The sequence below is a fragment of the Flavobacterium sp. FG19 genome (genome assembly GCF_057809475.1).
The window spans coordinates 21,237-35,284 of record NZ_JBMDKA010000002.1 but is presented as its reverse complement, the minus strand read 5'-3'; the positions used below and the strand labels follow the sequence as shown (position 1 = coordinate 35,284).

Annotated in this window: 15 protein-coding genes; 11 read left to right on the top strand and 4 right to left on the bottom strand. The window is 36.5% G+C overall.

Features of this window, described 5'->3' with window-relative positions; genetic code table 11:
• Window positions 1-55: 55 nt before the first annotated feature.
• Complete coding sequence (locus ACODST_RS02105; RefSeq protein ID WP_488930464.1) at window positions 56-1,030, top strand: quinone oxidoreductase family protein; 975 nt, start codon at window positions 56-58, stop codon at window positions 1,028-1,030.
• Between the two features lie 61 nt (window positions 1,031-1,091).
• Here ACODST_RS02105 and ACODST_RS02100 read toward each other — a convergent pair whose 3' ends face one another.
• Window positions 1,092-2,834: a DUF885 domain-containing protein gene (locus ACODST_RS02100; RefSeq protein WP_488930463.1), complete on the bottom strand. Its 1,743-nt coding sequence runs from the start codon at window positions 2,832-2,834 to the stop codon at window positions 1,092-1,094.
• Window positions 2,835-2,836: 2 nt separating this feature from the next.
• Entirely contained in the window at window positions 2,837-4,813 is a 1,977-nt protein-coding gene (locus ACODST_RS02095; protein ID WP_488930462.1) for an alpha-ketoacid dehydrogenase subunit alpha/beta, read from the bottom strand.
• Window positions 4,814-5,183: 370 nt separating this feature from the next.
• Between ACODST_RS02095 and ACODST_RS02090 the strand changes: the two genes are divergently transcribed.
• From ACODST_RS02090 to ACODST_RS02055, 8 genes are all read left to right on the top strand, one after another.
• Window positions 5,184-6,134, top strand: a complete 951-nt coding sequence (locus ACODST_RS02090; protein ID WP_488930461.1) for an isopenicillin N synthase family dioxygenase — start codon at window positions 5,184-5,186, stop codon at window positions 6,132-6,134.
• Between the two features lie 130 nt (window positions 6,135-6,264).
• Window positions 6,265-6,597, top strand: coding sequence for a translation initiation factor (locus ACODST_RS02085; RefSeq protein ID WP_488930460.1), 333 nt, complete (start codon window positions 6,265-6,267; stop codon window positions 6,595-6,597).
• A 96-nt stretch (window positions 6,598-6,693) separates the two neighbouring features.
• Window positions 6,694-7,563: a nucleoside phosphorylase gene (locus ACODST_RS02080; protein WP_488930459.1), complete on the top strand. Its 870-nt coding sequence runs from the start codon at window positions 6,694-6,696 to the stop codon at window positions 7,561-7,563.
• 53 nt (window positions 7,564-7,616) lie between these two features.
• Window positions 7,617-8,009, top strand: a complete 393-nt coding sequence (locus tag ACODST_RS02075) for a VOC family protein (protein WP_488930458.1) — start codon at window positions 7,617-7,619, stop codon at window positions 8,007-8,009.
• Window positions 8,009-8,482 (top strand): DUF4265 domain-containing protein, encoded by a 474-nt coding sequence (locus tag ACODST_RS02070; RefSeq protein WP_488930457.1) that lies wholly within the window; start codon window positions 8,009-8,011, stop codon window positions 8,480-8,482. Before ACODST_RS02075 ends, ACODST_RS02070 begins: the two co-directional genes overlap by 1 nt.
• A 55-nt stretch (window positions 8,483-8,537) precedes the next feature.
• The gene (locus ACODST_RS02065; protein ID WP_488930456.1) at window positions 8,538-9,389 is read left to right on the top strand and encodes a substrate-binding domain-containing protein; all 852 of its coding nucleotides are present in this window, start codon (window positions 8,538-8,540) and stop codon (window positions 9,387-9,389) included.
• Window positions 9,390-9,407: 18 nt separating this feature from the next.
• The gene (locus tag ACODST_RS02060) at window positions 9,408-10,340 is read left to right on the top strand and encodes a transglutaminase-like domain-containing protein (RefSeq protein ID WP_488930455.1); all 933 of its coding nucleotides are present in this window, start codon (window positions 9,408-9,410) and stop codon (window positions 10,338-10,340) included.
• A gap of 96 nt (window positions 10,341-10,436) precedes the next feature.
• On the top strand, window positions 10,437-10,862 hold the full coding sequence (locus tag ACODST_RS02055; RefSeq protein ID WP_488930454.1) for a hypothetical protein: 426 nt from the start codon (window positions 10,437-10,439) through the stop codon (window positions 10,860-10,862).
• Between the two features lie 46 nt (window positions 10,863-10,908).
• Here the strand turns inward: ACODST_RS02055 and ACODST_RS02050 are convergent, their stop codons facing one another.
• Window positions 10,909-11,895 carry an alpha/beta fold hydrolase gene (locus ACODST_RS02050; RefSeq protein WP_488930453.1) on the bottom strand — a complete coding sequence of 329 codons (987 nt, stop codon included), beginning with the start codon at window positions 11,893-11,895 and terminating at the stop codon, window positions 10,909-10,911.
• Between the two features lie 215 nt (window positions 11,896-12,110).
• Between ACODST_RS02050 and ACODST_RS02045 the strand changes: the two genes are divergently transcribed.
• Complete coding sequence (locus ACODST_RS02045; RefSeq protein ID WP_488930452.1) at window positions 12,111-13,166, top strand: linear amide C-N hydrolase; 1,056 nt, start codon at window positions 12,111-12,113, stop codon at window positions 13,164-13,166.
• A gap of 55 nt (window positions 13,167-13,221) precedes the next feature.
• On the opposite strand, the gene ACODST_RS02040 is transcribed toward ACODST_RS02045, so the two are convergent.
• Window positions 13,222-13,572 (bottom strand): DUF2200 domain-containing protein, encoded by a 351-nt coding sequence (locus ACODST_RS02040; protein WP_488930451.1) that lies wholly within the window; start codon window positions 13,570-13,572, stop codon window positions 13,222-13,224.
• A gap of 149 nt (window positions 13,573-13,721) precedes the next feature.
• Here ACODST_RS02040 and ACODST_RS02035 point away from each other — a divergent pair, with 149 nt between their 5' ends.
• Window positions 13,722-14,048, top strand: a complete 327-nt coding sequence (locus tag ACODST_RS02035) for an ArsR/SmtB family transcription factor (protein ID WP_488930450.1) — start codon at window positions 13,722-13,724, stop codon at window positions 14,046-14,048.

Sequence of the window (14,048 nt, the reverse complement as noted above, 5' to 3'; positions counted from 1 at the left end):
TGTCGAAAAACGACAGTATAATTTTGCTTCATAAAATTTTAATATTTATAGAATTATGAAAGCAGCTGTAGTTTATAAAAAAGGCGAATCGCCAAAATACGCAGAATATAAAGAACCGGTTATTTCCAATCAAAATGAGATTTTAATTTCGGTTAAAGCCGTTGCGATTACCAATCTGGACAAAGGAATTGCCAGCGGAGATCATTATTCGTCTGGCTATGATAACCCGGAAGGATTTGTAGTGGGAAGTGACGGAGTTGGTTTGTTAGAAGATGGAACCCTGGTTTATGCCCGTGGTGTTTCGGGTACGATGGCCGAAAAAGCGTTAGTAGAGAAAAACAGAATGGTAAAGTTACCGGAGGGAATCGATTATGCGGCGGCGGCTTCAATGCCTAATGCTGTGGCAGGTTCGGCAATGGCACTTCGTTTCAGGGCCGCAATACAGCCGGGAGAAACAGTTTTAATTAACGGAGCAACAGGGTTTACAGGACAAATGGCAATTCAGATTGCGAAACATTATGGCGCTCAAAAAATTATTGTTACAGGAAGAAACGAACAGACGCTTCAAAGTTTGTTAGAATTAGGTGCTGATGAAATTTTTTCTTTAAAACAGGATGATACTGTGTTTGTTTCTCAATTAAAAGAAATTCACCAAAACTCCCCTATTGATATTGTTATAGATTATTTATGGGGACACTCTGCTGAACTTATTTTTTCTGTTTTAAAAGGAAACGGAAATTTTACTCCCAGAACCCGCTATGTTTCGGTAGGTTCTATGTCGGGCGATACGATTCAGTTGTCAGCACAGATTCTACGAAGTGTTGACCTGCAGTTGTCCGGATCAGGTTTGGGAAGCTGGACCAAAGAAGAAGTGAAATTATTATTTTCAGAAATTCTTCCCGAAATGTTTCTTCTGGCTTCGCAGGATAAACTGAAAGTCAATATTGAAACGGTTCGTCTTCAGGATATAGAGAAAATATGGCAGGCAGCCGTCTCTGATGGTAAGCGGCTTGTTGTCGTGACAGAATAAATAAAAAAGGTTTGACTCTGATGTAAAAGTCAAACCTTTTTTATGGTAACGTATTTAAAATCTATTCTTTAGAAAGCATTAGCTCTTTGATGTATTTAACCGGAGCACTTCCGAAGCTTAAGAACTTTTCATGGAATTTTTTGAGATTAAAATGGTCTCCTTCTTTCTTTTTAAGTTCTTCCCTTAGATTGTAAATTTCGGTATAACCTGTGAAATAAGAACACAACTGGACTTGCGATAAAGTAACTCTTTTCCATTTTCCTTCTGCTTCTGCCTGTTGTTGAAATGCTTCTTTTATTAATAAGTTCAAAGCTTCATCTTTCGTCATGTTTTTAGTATGAACACTAATGTCAAGAATGGTGTTGCAGGTAGTTCTTAAATTCCATTTAAAATACATCAGCCACATTTCATCTGAATTTTTATAACCGCTTTCCAGCATCATTTTTTCAGCATAAACAGCCCAGCCTTCTACCATTGCCCCATTTCCTAAAATAGATTTGATGATACTTGGAGACTGATTACTGTAAACCAGCTGTGTGTAATGTCCCGGAATGGCTTCGTGTATGTTTAGAATCTGAAGGATATAGTCGTTGTATTCGCGCAGGTAACTTTCGGCATTTTCAGCAGTCCATCCCGACATACTTCCTACATTGTAATAGGTGTTGCCATTTTTATCATAAGGACCTGGCGCAGAAATCGAGGCTCCGGCAACTCCAGCCATATAAGCGGGTTCTTTACGGACTACCAAAGGTTTAGAAGGATCTATATACAGTAAATCTTTGGCTTTGACATAAGCTGTAAGTTCCGGAATTTGCTTTTCAATTTCCGATTGGAATTTTTCCGGGGTGGTATGCTGCAGCGAAATCTGATCAATAACCTGTTTAATCAGCTCCAGTTTGTTAGACGGTTTAGGCTGGTTTCCTTTGTATTTTGTCCAAAGTTTGTCCGCCAGAACAAACATTTTGTCATGCAGGTCTTTTTTATGATCGACCGCTATTTGGTAAATTTCTTTAACTGAATAACCGGACTGAATGTCAAAATTGAATTTTTTATCATATAAAGCGGCTCCCAGTCTAAAAGAACGGGGTGTTTTATTCGGCAGTTTTTTAAGCCATTCGGCGTAATCCAGGATGGCTTTTACCGAAATTTTAGCCTTGTCCTGAATAGCTTTTTTTTCGACGGCACTCAATTTGCTTTTTTCCAGAGCAGCATTCAGATCGGCTTCAAAAATAGAAGACCCTCCTGTATTCTGGGCAATGGCAAGTTCGGTATGTTCAATAGTAGGGTTTTTGATGTTTTTCCTGGCAGCTTCGTAATACGCAGGAATACTATTCATTTTTGAATTAAAAGCACGGAGACGGACTTCTAATGAATCATAATTTCCGTTTAGAATCTCTGCAAAAGCACCACAGACATTATATTCAGCCGGATTCCATTCTGCCGATTTTAATTCTTTAATGCTAAAAAGGGTGCCTTCAAGCTGGTTTTTTATGATGTGGAAATCTGTTTTGTTGTTGTCTGATAGACTTTCAACATTGTATTTCTGCAAAGAATCTAACTGGTCATTTACAAAGTCCAGTTGTCTTTTTTCATCTTCGACGTTTGGAACTACTAAAATACTGTCCCGTTTGTGGTAGCCTGCTGCAGAAGCCCAGCCCGGATAGGTTTCCCATAAACCAGTTACAAAGTTGTCTTTATAACGATCAAATTTCTGATCTAAAACTTTATCCGTTTTGTTTTTGGAACTCTGGCCGCAGGAAAAAAGCAATCCGGCGGCACAAACTGAAATGAATAACTTTTTCATTTTTAATATTTCAATAGTTCTAGTAAAGTTTCTTCAAAACGATCTCTTGGAAGAAACTGGTCTTCCAGTGCTTTTGTAAACGGAATTGGGGAATCTAAACTGGCAACTCTTTTTACCGGAGCATCAAGATATTCGAAACAGTTTTCCATAATTAAAGCGGAAATATCACTGGCAATTCCGCCAAACATTGTGTCTTCCTGATAAATAACTGCTTTTCCTGTCTTTTTAACCGAAGCAAAAATAGTTTCCATATCAAGCGGCTGTAAGGTTCTTAAATCAATTAAATCAGCATCAATTTCAGGATGTTTGGCTAAAGTATCTAAAGCCCAGTGAACCGGAGCTCCAAAAGCTATAATGGTTACAGCGGAACCTTCTCTTACGTGGGCTGCTTTTCCAAACGGAATGGTGTAATAATCGGTTGGAACATCCTGATAGATACTTCTGTATAATAATTTATGTTCAAAAAATAATACCGGATTAGGGTCGTTAATAGCAGTGTTTAATAAACCTTTTGCGTCATACGGGAATGCCGGATATACCACTTTTAATCCGGGAGTTTTGGTAAACCAGGCTTCATTGGTCTGCGAATGGAAAGGTCCTGCCTGAGTTCCTCCCCCGCAAGGCATACGGACTACTACATCGGCATTTTCGCCCCAGCGGTAATGGGATTTTGCCAGCAAATTTACAATTGGGTTAAAACCGGTAGATACAAAATCAGCAAACTGCATTTCTACAATTGCTTTATAACTGTTAATTGATAATCCCATTGCGGTCGATACTACGGCACTTTCGCAGATAGGTGTGTTTCGGATTCTGTCTTTTCCGAAATATTCAACGAACCCGTCTGTTATTTTAAAAGCACCACCGTATTCTGCAATATCCTGCCCCATAATAATAAGGTTTTTATGGCGCTGCATCGATTCGCTTAAACCGTTTCTAACGGCATCTATAAAGCGAATATTGGCACTTCCTGATTCCGGGTTAACTTCTTCAAAATGATACGGTTTGTATACATCGTCTAATTCTCCGCTGTAAGTAGCCTCTATTTCAGGTTCTTCATTGGCCAGGGTCCAGTTTTCGTCTATTTCTTTCTTTATTTCGCTATGAAACTGTTCGTCAAGTTCCGGAGTCAGAATACCAATTTCAGTCAGGTATTTGCGATAATTCGTAACAGGATCTTTTGCTTCCCATTCGGCCATTAACTCCTGCGGAACGTATTTGGTACCACTGGCTTCTTCATGACCCCGCATTCTGAAGGTTTTAAATTCCAATAAAACGGGATGCGGGTTTTCGATCATATCTTCTTTCAGCTTCGTTAGTTTATTATAAACTTCCACAATATTATTTCCGTCTATAATCCAGCTTTCAATGCCATATCCAATTCCTTTATCAGCCAGATTTTCGCATAGATATTGCTCATTGGTTGGTGTAGAAAGGCCGTAGCCATTATTTTCGATAATAAACATTACCGGAAGTTTCCAGACAGCGGCAATATTGAGTGCTTCATGAAAATCACCTTCACTGGTAGCGCCTTCTCCTGTAAAAACAGCTGTCACTTTTTTATTTCCTTTAAGTTTGTCTGCCAAAGCAATTCCGTCAGCAATTCCCAGCTGTGGTCCTAAATGGGAAATCATACCTATAATATTGTATTCCTGAGTTCCAAAGTGGAAACTTCTGTCGCGTCCTTTTGTAAAACCGTTTGCTTTTCCCTGCCATTGTGAAAAAAGACGGTTTAAAGGAATGTTTCTGCTGGTGAAGACGCCCAGATTTCTGTGCATTGGTAAAATGTATTCAGAATCATCCAGAACAGAGGTAACTCCTACTGCAATGGCTTCCTGCCCGATTCCTGAAAACCATTTTGAAACTTTTCCCTGTCGGATCAGAATGAGCATTTTTTCTTCGATCAAACGTGGTTTAAGGATTTTTTTATACAAATCCAGTAATTTCTCATCAGTAAGGTTTTGTCTGTAAAAGATCATTGTGCTAATGTTTTTTAAAATCAAAAATATAAAAATATAACAATTTTAAGATTATTTGTTAAATAATTTTAAAAGGTGTTTTTTGCCGACTGCTTATAAAAATAGAAAAATAATTATAATTTTCATTGACTATTACCAAAAGCAAAGATAAACGGATTTTTAGATTATAAAAATTTTTCTGTATTATTTTAGCTACAAAAATAAATATCCCTCAATTTTAGAGTCTTTAAAATTATTATTCACAAATTAATGTAAGGAATTGGAAATAAAAATAAAGTTTATTGAAAATTATAAAATTGAAATCTAAAATATTATCTACCTTTGTTATGGAAAGGTTTAGTACCTTTTTTCTTAAATAAAAATGTAAAGTATGCAAAACATTCCTAGTGTAGACTTACGTGATTTCCTTTCGGACGACCCGAAACGTAAACAAAAATTTGTAAATGAAATCGGCAGTGCATTTGAAAACATTGGCTTCGTTGCCTTAAAAGGTCATTTCTTAGATGACAGACTGGTAGACGAATTGTATGGTGAAATCAGAAAATTTTTCACCCTGCCAATAGAAACTAAGCATAAGTATGAAATTCCCGGAATTGGCGGACAAAGAGGTTATGTTTCTTTTGGAAAAGAACATGCTAAAGGGCGTAAAGAGGGAGATTTGAAAGAATTCTGGCATTTTGGCCAGTATGTTGACAAAGATTCAAAATGGGCAGCAGAATACCCGGACAATGTAGAAGTTACTGAACTTCCGCGTTTTAATGAAGTGGGTAAAGAAGCGTACCAGATGCTTGAAAAAACGGGAGTATATGTTTTGAGAGCTTTGGCTTTACATTTAGGTCTTGATGAGTTTTATTTTGATGAATATGCCAAAGAAGGAAACTCTATTTTAAGACCCATCCACTACCCTCCTATTACGGTTGAGCCGGAAAATGCTATTCGCGCAGCTGCACACGGAGATATTAACCTGATTACTTTATTAATGGGAGCTCAGGGTAAAGGACTTCAGGTTCAGAATCATAATGGTGACTGGATCGATGCCATTGCGGCAGATGATGAATTGGTAATTAATGTTGGAGATATGCTTTCGAGACATACCAATAATAAATTAAAATCAACGATTCATCAGGTTGTAAACCCTCCAAGAGAATTATGGGGAACATCCCGTTATTCTATTCCGTTTTTTATGCACCCGGTGAGCGATATGCGTCTGGACTGTCTTGAAAATTGTATTGATGCCGAAAACCCTAAAAAGTTTGAGGACATTTCAGCGGGAGAGTTTTTACACGAACGTTTAGTGGAATTAGGTTTAATCAAGAAGTAAAACACAAATAAATTCCCATCCGGTTTTTATCGGTTAAAAAATTCCAAATTCCAAACTCTGTTATGGGGTTTGGAATTTAATTTTTAAATACCTTTATGGTTGGAAAATTATTTTTACAGAATAGAAAAATATGGATTTAAAAGATCAATTAAAAAACTTATTTCCGGATCACGTAGAATCGAATGAACCTGAAGAAACTCAGGAACAGGATCATGTGCTGTATGTACAAAAAGAGCCCATGATCTGTAAATTTGAAAAGCGAAAAGGAAAACCCACTACCATAATTGAAGGTTATGAAGGAAGTGATGAAGATTTTAAAGTACTGGCGAAAGAAATCAAAACCAAACTGAGTGTTGGCGGTACTTTTAAAGATGATTCGATTATTATTCAGGGGGATTACCGTGATAAAATTATGGCTATTTTAAAAGAAAAAGGATTTAAAACTAAAAGAGTCGGCGGTTAAATAGTTTCTGTTTTAAAGTTTCAGGTTCCTGCAACCTGAAAAAAAAGAAAAAATTCAGCATCTTATCATCTCAGCAACTCAGAACCGTAAAAAAAAATGATAAAACAATCAGAATTAATATTAAATCCGGACGGGAGCGTTTACCATTTAAACCTTCGGCCGGAACATATTGCCCATGACATTATTTTTGTGGGTGACCAGAACCGGGTAGAAAAAATAACCCAGTTTTTCGATTCCATCGAATATTCGGCACAAAAAAGAGAATTTAAAACACAGACCGGAAGGTATAAAGGCAAAAGAATTTCGGTAATGTCAACCGGAATTGGACCAGACAATATTGATATTGTTCTGAATGAACTGGATGCATTGGTAAATATCGATTTAAAAACACGACAGCCAAAAGAACAGTTAACATCTTTAAATATTATCCGAATAGGAACCTCAGGTTCTTTACAGGAAGATATTCCGGTAGACAGTTTTGTAATGTCAAAATTTGGGTTAGGACTTGATAATATGCTCCGCTCCTATTTAATTGATGAAGTTTCAAATGCAGATATTGAAAACGCTTTTATTTCCCATACCGGCTGGGACAGTAAAAAAGGAAGACCGTATGCTATTGCCTGCTCAGAGAAACTGGAAAAACTAATTGAATCAGATAGCATTTTTAAAGGGATAACCGCGACAGCCGGAGGTTTTTATGGACCTCAGGGACGTGTTCTGCGCTTAAACATTCAGGACGAAGAGTTAAATAATAAAATGGATAATTTTAGTTTCAATGATAATCGTATTACGAATTTAGAGATGGAAACCGCAGCAATTTACGGGCTTTCTTCTCTTTTAGGACATAATGCCTTATCTTTAAATGCGATTATTGCGAATCGTGCCTCAGGAACTTTCAGCGAAGATCCGTATAAGGCCGTTGATGCTTTGATTGCCTATACACTGAATAAACTGGCCGGTAATTAAAGAAAAATGCCCCGTTGTTAGAGAATTTGATAATTATTAAAAAATCCTGAATTATGTTTTTAAGAGTAGCCCGGCATACCAATGATTTAGACAAAATAGAAGATTTTTATGTTAATATTCTCGGTTTTGAACATCTGGGAGAATTTCAGAATCACAATAATTATGACGGGATTTTTATAGGAAAGTCTGGTCTGGACTGGCATTTTGAATTTACAAAATCAGATAAAGAAGCCAGTCATTCTTTTGATGAAGACGATGTAATTGTACTTTATCCTAAAAGCATTTCAGAATATAATAATCTGATACATAAAATAATACACAGTGGTATTACAACTATAGCAGCAGTCAATCCTTTTTGGAATGAAAACGGGAAAATGATTCAGGATCCCGATGGTTATCGTATTGTAATATCACCTTTAAAAGCAGTAATAAACGAAATAGAATAATGCAGGAAACACATAAAAAAATATTATTTAAATATTATAGCGATTACTTAGAAGAAACGGTTTCAGAAACGATGTGGGCCGAAATCATAGATTTGGAAAAGGGGCTTTTTAAATTAGATAATATTCCATTTTTAGGGCCGTTAATAGCGACCGATGATTTATTTTACGCCGAGTTTGATAAAGAAGAAGAAAGACTGGTTTACAGAGAAACGATTGAAAATTCAGGAAACTCAATTGTTCAGGTAATTATACTGGAAAAAGGATTTGATAAAGAAATTATCAGAGAAAAACTAAAAGCCATTAATTGTTTATCCGAAGCTTTAAACGATGCTTTTATTTCGGCAGAAGTAGTACGGGATGTTGATTATTCGATCGTAAGAAGCGTTTTAAACGAATATGAAGCCCAGGATATTATTCAATATGCAGAACCTTGTCTTTCGGATAAACACCGGGCAGATTTAATAAAAAACTAAACTTACATACTTAATACGCATACTCAACCCAACTTAACTTAAACTTAAAACTATAATGAAGACTGTAAAAATTGCAGGTGTTCCTGAACACTTCAATCTGCCATGGCATTTATGCATTGAAAATGGTGAGTTTGAGGCAGAAAATATCGATTTACAATGGAAAGATATTCCGGAGGGCACCGGAAAAATGTGTCAGATGCTGCGTGACGGTGAGACTGATATGGCTGTTATTTTAACGGAAGGGATTGTCAAAGATATTACAGCAGGCAATCCCAGTAAAATTGTACAGATTTATGTGCAGTCGCCTTTGATCTGGGGGATTCATGTAGCGGCAGAATCCGGTTATGAGACCATAAAAGATTTAAAAAACAAAAAAGCAGCTATTTCAAGGATTGGCTCAGGTTCACAATTAATGGCTTATGTAAACGCTGATGAACAAGGCTGGGACAGCGATACACTGCAGTTTGAAATTATCAATACGATCGATGGAGCCGTGAAAGCACTGACCAATGGAACAGCCGATTATTTTATGTGGGAACGTTTTATGACCAAACCGCTTGTCGATAAAGGTATTTTCAGACGTGTGGGCGACTGTCCTACTCCATGGCCGTCTTTTGTGATTGCGGTTCGTGATGAATTCCTGAAAAAGAACCCAAAAGTGATCGAAAAAATACTGGAAATCATTAATAAAACTACTCAGGATTTTGCTCAGATTCCTAATATCGATAAGACATTAGCCGAATTGTTCAATCAGAAAAGAGAAGACATTCAGGAATGGCTTAAACTGACGCAGTGGTCCCAGAAACATTTAAATGAAAAAGCATTTGTCAAAATTCAAAATCAGTTATTTGATCTGGGAATTATTGATAAAAAAAGTACTTTTGTTGAAACGGTAAAAGCGCTGTAAAAACTGCTTTTGATTCTTATGATAAATTTTCCTAAAATTGACTTTCCGCAATTAAAATCCAGATTACAGGTGAAATCTCCCTGGGACAGGATTATTATTTCGCTGTTGAGTCTTTTGATAACGATTCCGATATTTATCATTCTGCATCAAAACCTTATCGATTTAGAATGGGCTTTTAATCTGGACCGGGTTTTTATATTCATTTTTGTTTTCGCCGCAATTTTCTTTTTGCTAATGTACCTGCGGACTATCATCATTTTATGTGTCGTCTTGTATTTACTTGTTCTTTTCTACGGGTCGGTTATAGGTAATTATGGTTTTAGCGAGATTTCGGAAGATTATAATTCGATGATTTACACGATGTCAGACAATCCGTATCCGCAGGATATCATCGTGGCCAAACTGCTTCCGTTTCCTAACCGGTCCAAAATTATCAGTGCCATAGAATATCAAAATCCCAAAGTAAGAAACTTTGCGATCATGTCTGCTAATAAACATTTTAAAGGTATTAAGGGCTATTCAGATTACCGGACTATTATTCAGTGTTTTGCCGTTTTCAAGGAAATTAACGGGCGGTGGAACTACGTAAACGATCCTAAAGACGGCGATTACATTGCTACTGCCAGCGAATCTCTGGAATATTTTTCAGGAGACTGTGATGATCATTCTATTTTGATGGCGGCAGCGATTCGTTCTATTGGCGGAACTCCGAGGCTTATTCATACGAAAGGTCATATTTATCCGGAAATATTAATAGGTTCTATGATTGATCTGGAAAAAGTCAATTATCTCATTAAGAACGTATTGTTTCAAAAGGAAAGTTATGGCAAAAAACTGCATTATCATATCGATGAGCGCGGCCAGGTCTGGATGAATTTAGATTATACGGCCAAATATCCGGGCGGACCTTTTATGTACGAAGAAATTCTGGGAGCGCTTACTCTTAATTAAATACGGAACCTCTTTTCGTGTTCTGCACAAAGCCTGTGTTTATTGGGATTGTTTCTAAAATATTAGATATCAGTTAATTTGTGTTATTAAAATGTTATGGGTACTATTTTTTTTTGTATCTTTTTCCTGTCTAATTTTAATCACATAACCATGAAAAATTCTAAATTACTTATCTTCGCACTTGCATTGGCTGCAGTATTAATGATTTCATGTTCCAGGGGAAGAAATAAATTGATTAACTCCTGGAAAATAACAGCAGTAGAACCGAAAATTCCAATGTCGGACTCTCTTAAAACTGTGATTTTAACTGATGGAACTCTCACTTTTACAAAAGACGGGCATGTAACCGGATATTTAACAAGAGAGATAACAGACGGAACTTACGCATTGACAAAAGGAGGAAAAAGTTTAGTGATTAAAGATGAAGTTGGAACCCCTTATCCATGCGAAAGTACTATTACCAGTGATGAACTGATTCTGGATAGTAAAGAAGTAAAACTTACACTCAAAAGGATAGAATAATATAAACATTTAAAAGCCACTCTTTCAAAGTGGCTTTTTTTATGTTTTATGGTTTCTGTTTACCATAAATGTCTTTTACTGCTTCGATAATCAGATCCGGTTCCTGTAATGTTACATAATGGCCGCTTTTTTCTGCAAAGATTTGTTTACTGTCTGTAGATAAATGCAATAAATCTTTTTGAAGTGAATTATGAATTGATAAATATTCTTTTGTCAAATTTAAATCGGCAAGATTCTCTACTCCGTTTGGATATTTTGCTGTAATAATGGTTAACGGAATACTGCCAAAACTGGTAATCTGCTCTGCTTCTTTCATCAATTTTTTGTCGCTTTCCATTTCCTGCATCAGACCGTCAAAAATCCTGTAAAAATAGTTTTGTACGTTTTCATTAAAAATATGCTCTTTAGGAACTGATTTCGTAAACGGAACGAAAGTATAAAGCAGTCTGATTACACCAGTTTCATTTAAAAAACTCAACATTGCATGTGATGGCGGTGTAACGGATTTTTTCAGGTTTTCGGAGGATTTTTCCAGCTGAAGCGGATGAGAAACATCGACCCAGACAATGCCTCCAATATCATCTGCATGGTTCTTAATAAAAGACCTCAAGGTGATTCCGGCAAAAGAATGCCCAACTAGAATATAAGGTTTCGGGCAGTTGGTCTTCGTAAGCAGCGTATTCAGGTCTTCTGAATATCTTTGTAATGAAACATCGTTTGAGGGATCACTCCACAATATTCCGGCTTTGTCATAAGAAATCGTAGTGTATTCTGTAGATAATTGTGATTGAAGCTGCTGCCAATGCAGATAATCGCCGCCCAAACCGGACTCAAAAACAATAGTCCCTTTTAAGTGATTTCCCATCTTCTTAAAATGGATTTTTCGGTCATTAATACTTATAAATTCATTTTCCGGAGGCCGTTTTTTATCATAATAAGATCTGGAAATCTGTTCGAAGACATAACCAGAAATGAACAGCAGAATTAATACCAGAACGAAATACTGGAATATTTTTAGGATCTTTTTTCTCATAAGATATTTTTTAGCTGGCGTTTATACCGCTTCAAAAATAACTTTTACAAATTCTAAAAACAACTTATTTGTAATTATTCTAAATAAATAATTCAAAAATAAAGTTTTTGTAATGCAAAATCGCATAGCATTTGTAAGTTATTTCTAGTGATTAATTCTTAAATTAGCTAATCGACTGATAAACAGGCTAATTTTAAAATTTAATACCTCCCGTTATGGAATTAAAAAAAAGACTAATAGCAATTTTGATTGTACTAAGCATTATTCTGCTCCCAGTAAAAGTTAATTCGTGTACCCGAATCGTGTATGAAGGTTTAAATGGTACTATTATAACAGCGCGATCTATGGACTGGCGTGGTGAAATTCCGGCCAACTTATGGTTGTTTCCCAGAGGAATTGACCGATTTGGTGAAGCCGGAAACAATTCGGTAAAATGGAAATCAAAATACGGAAGTGTAGTTACCAGTTCCTGGGATATTGCGTCGTCTGACGGAATGAACGAAAAAGGACTGGTAGGCAATCTTTTATGGCTGGTAGAATCTACATATCCCAAGTTTGAGAAAAACGGCCCGGTGAAAGGTCTTGCGGTTTCTTTATGGCTGCAGTACGTTTTAGACAATTATGCTACTGTTGCCGAGGCTGTAACTGCTTTGGAAAAGAAGGATTTTGTAGTAACGTCTTCCCATATTCCGGGAACCGATATTTTTGCTACTGTACATTTGTCTTTATCCGATTCTTCAGGAGATAATGCTATTTTTGAATATATAGACGGAAATCTGGTCATTCATCACGACCGAAAATATGCAGCAATGACGAACTCCCCTATTTTTGACCACCAATTGGCTATTAATACCTATTGGAAAGGGATTCCGGGAACGATCATGCTTCCGGGAACTAATCGTGCGGCAGACCGTTTTGTAAGGGCTTCTTATTATATTGATGCTATTCCAAAAACAGATAATATCAGAACAGCACTTTCGAGTGTTTTTGGGGTCATCCGAAACTGTTCTGTCCCGCTGGGAATTTCTTCTGAAACGGAACCTAATATTTCATCTACCCGATGGAGAACAGTAGCCGATCAGAAGAATCTGGTATATTATTTCGATAATGTACTGAATCCAAATGTAGTCTGGGTAGAATTTAGTAAACTGGATTTTAGTGAAAAAGGAAAAATCAAAAAATTAAGTCTGGCCAATAATGAAAACTACTCAGGAGAATCCTCGATGAATTTTAAAATAACGGCATCCTTTAAATTTGCCGGTTTAGATTAAATCTTAAAAAAACAGAACAATAAACCTCTAAATATATTCTGGAGGTTTTTGTTTTTTATTCCCTTAGAATCTTTTCCATTTTACGGCCTTTCGCTAGTTCGTCAACCAGTTTATCCATATAGCGGATTTTCTGCATCAGCGGATCTTCAATATCTTCTATGCGATAACCGCAGATAACTCCTGTGATTTTCGAAGCATTAGGGTTTAGATCAGGAGCTTCGGCAAAAAAGGTCTGCAGATCAGCTTTCTTTTCAATCTGGTCCCTGAATTGTTTCTCGGTATAACCAGTTAACCAAAGAATAACGGTGTCTACTTCTTCTGCTGTTCGTCCTTTTTTCTCTGCTTTTTCCTTATATAAACGGTAAATGCTCGCAAATGAATACTGAAAAACCTTTGTATTGTTCATGTCTCTCTTTTTTAGAAGTTTAAAATTAGGAAAATTACGCTGTTTTTCCGGGATTTGCACTCTTTCTTTTAAATCTGCTATTAAAAAATATCAAAAAAATATTGCGCAGTCAGATAACTGCACTATATTTGCAGTCAAATAACTGCACAATGGAAATACGTAGAGATGTTTTTCAGGCTATTGCCGACCCAACCCGAAGAGCGATTTTAAATCTGGTAGCCCTGCAGGCAATGACACCGGGAACTATTGCCGAAAATTTTGATTCGTCCAGACAGACCATTTCAAAGCATATCAAAATCCTGACAGAATGTGAACTGCTGGATCAAAAGCAGAATGGCAGGGAAATCTATTACTACATCAACGCTGAAAAAATAAAAGAGGTAGCTGATTTTATAGAACCTTTCCGCCAGATGTGGGACGATCGTTTTAATAAATTAGAAAGTATAATGAAGAACTACAAACCTAAAAATGATTAG

Coding starts and splice junctions, on each gene's coding strand:
- ACODST_RS02065 (WP_488930456.1), top strand. CDS start 8,538: ATGAAGACTGTAAAAATTGCAGGTGTTCCTGAACACTTCAATCTGCCA.
- ACODST_RS02040 (WP_488930451.1), bottom strand. CDS start 13,572: ATGAACAATACAAAGGTTTTTCAGTATTCATTTGCGAGCATTTACCGT.
- ACODST_RS02105 (WP_488930464.1), top strand. CDS start 56: ATGAAAGCAGCTGTAGTTTATAAAAAAGGCGAATCGCCAAAATACGCA.
- ACODST_RS02045 (WP_488930452.1), top strand. CDS start 12,111: ATGGAATTAAAAAAAAGACTAATAGCAATTTTGATTGTACTAAGCATT.
- ACODST_RS02085 (WP_488930460.1), top strand. CDS start 6,265: ATGGATTTAAAAGATCAATTAAAAAACTTATTTCCGGATCACGTAGAA.
- ACODST_RS02070 (WP_488930457.1), top strand. CDS start 8,009: ATGCAGGAAACACATAAAAAAATATTATTTAAATATTATAGCGATTAC.
- ACODST_RS02100 (WP_488930463.1), bottom strand. CDS start 2,834: ATGAAAAAGTTATTCATTTCAGTTTGTGCCGCCGGATTGCTTTTTTCC.
- ACODST_RS02035 (WP_488930450.1), top strand. CDS start 13,722: ATGGAAATACGTAGAGATGTTTTTCAGGCTATTGCCGACCCAACCCGA.
- ACODST_RS02075 (WP_488930458.1), top strand. CDS start 7,617: ATGTTTTTAAGAGTAGCCCGGCATACCAATGATTTAGACAAAATAGAA.
- ACODST_RS02050 (WP_488930453.1), bottom strand. CDS start 11,895: ATGAGAAAAAAGATCCTAAAAATATTCCAGTATTTCGTTCTGGTATTA.
- ACODST_RS02095 (WP_488930462.1), bottom strand. CDS start 4,813: ATGATCTTTTACAGACAAAACCTTACTGATGAGAAATTACTGGATTTG.
- ACODST_RS02090 (WP_488930461.1), top strand. CDS start 5,184: ATGCAAAACATTCCTAGTGTAGACTTACGTGATTTCCTTTCGGACGAC.
- ACODST_RS02055 (WP_488930454.1), top strand. CDS start 10,437: ATGGGTACTATTTTTTTTTGTATCTTTTTCCTGTCTAATTTTAATCAC.
- ACODST_RS02060 (WP_488930455.1), top strand. CDS start 9,408: ATGATAAATTTTCCTAAAATTGACTTTCCGCAATTAAAATCCAGATTA.
- ACODST_RS02080 (WP_488930459.1), top strand. CDS start 6,694: ATGATAAAACAATCAGAATTAATATTAAATCCGGACGGGAGCGTTTAC.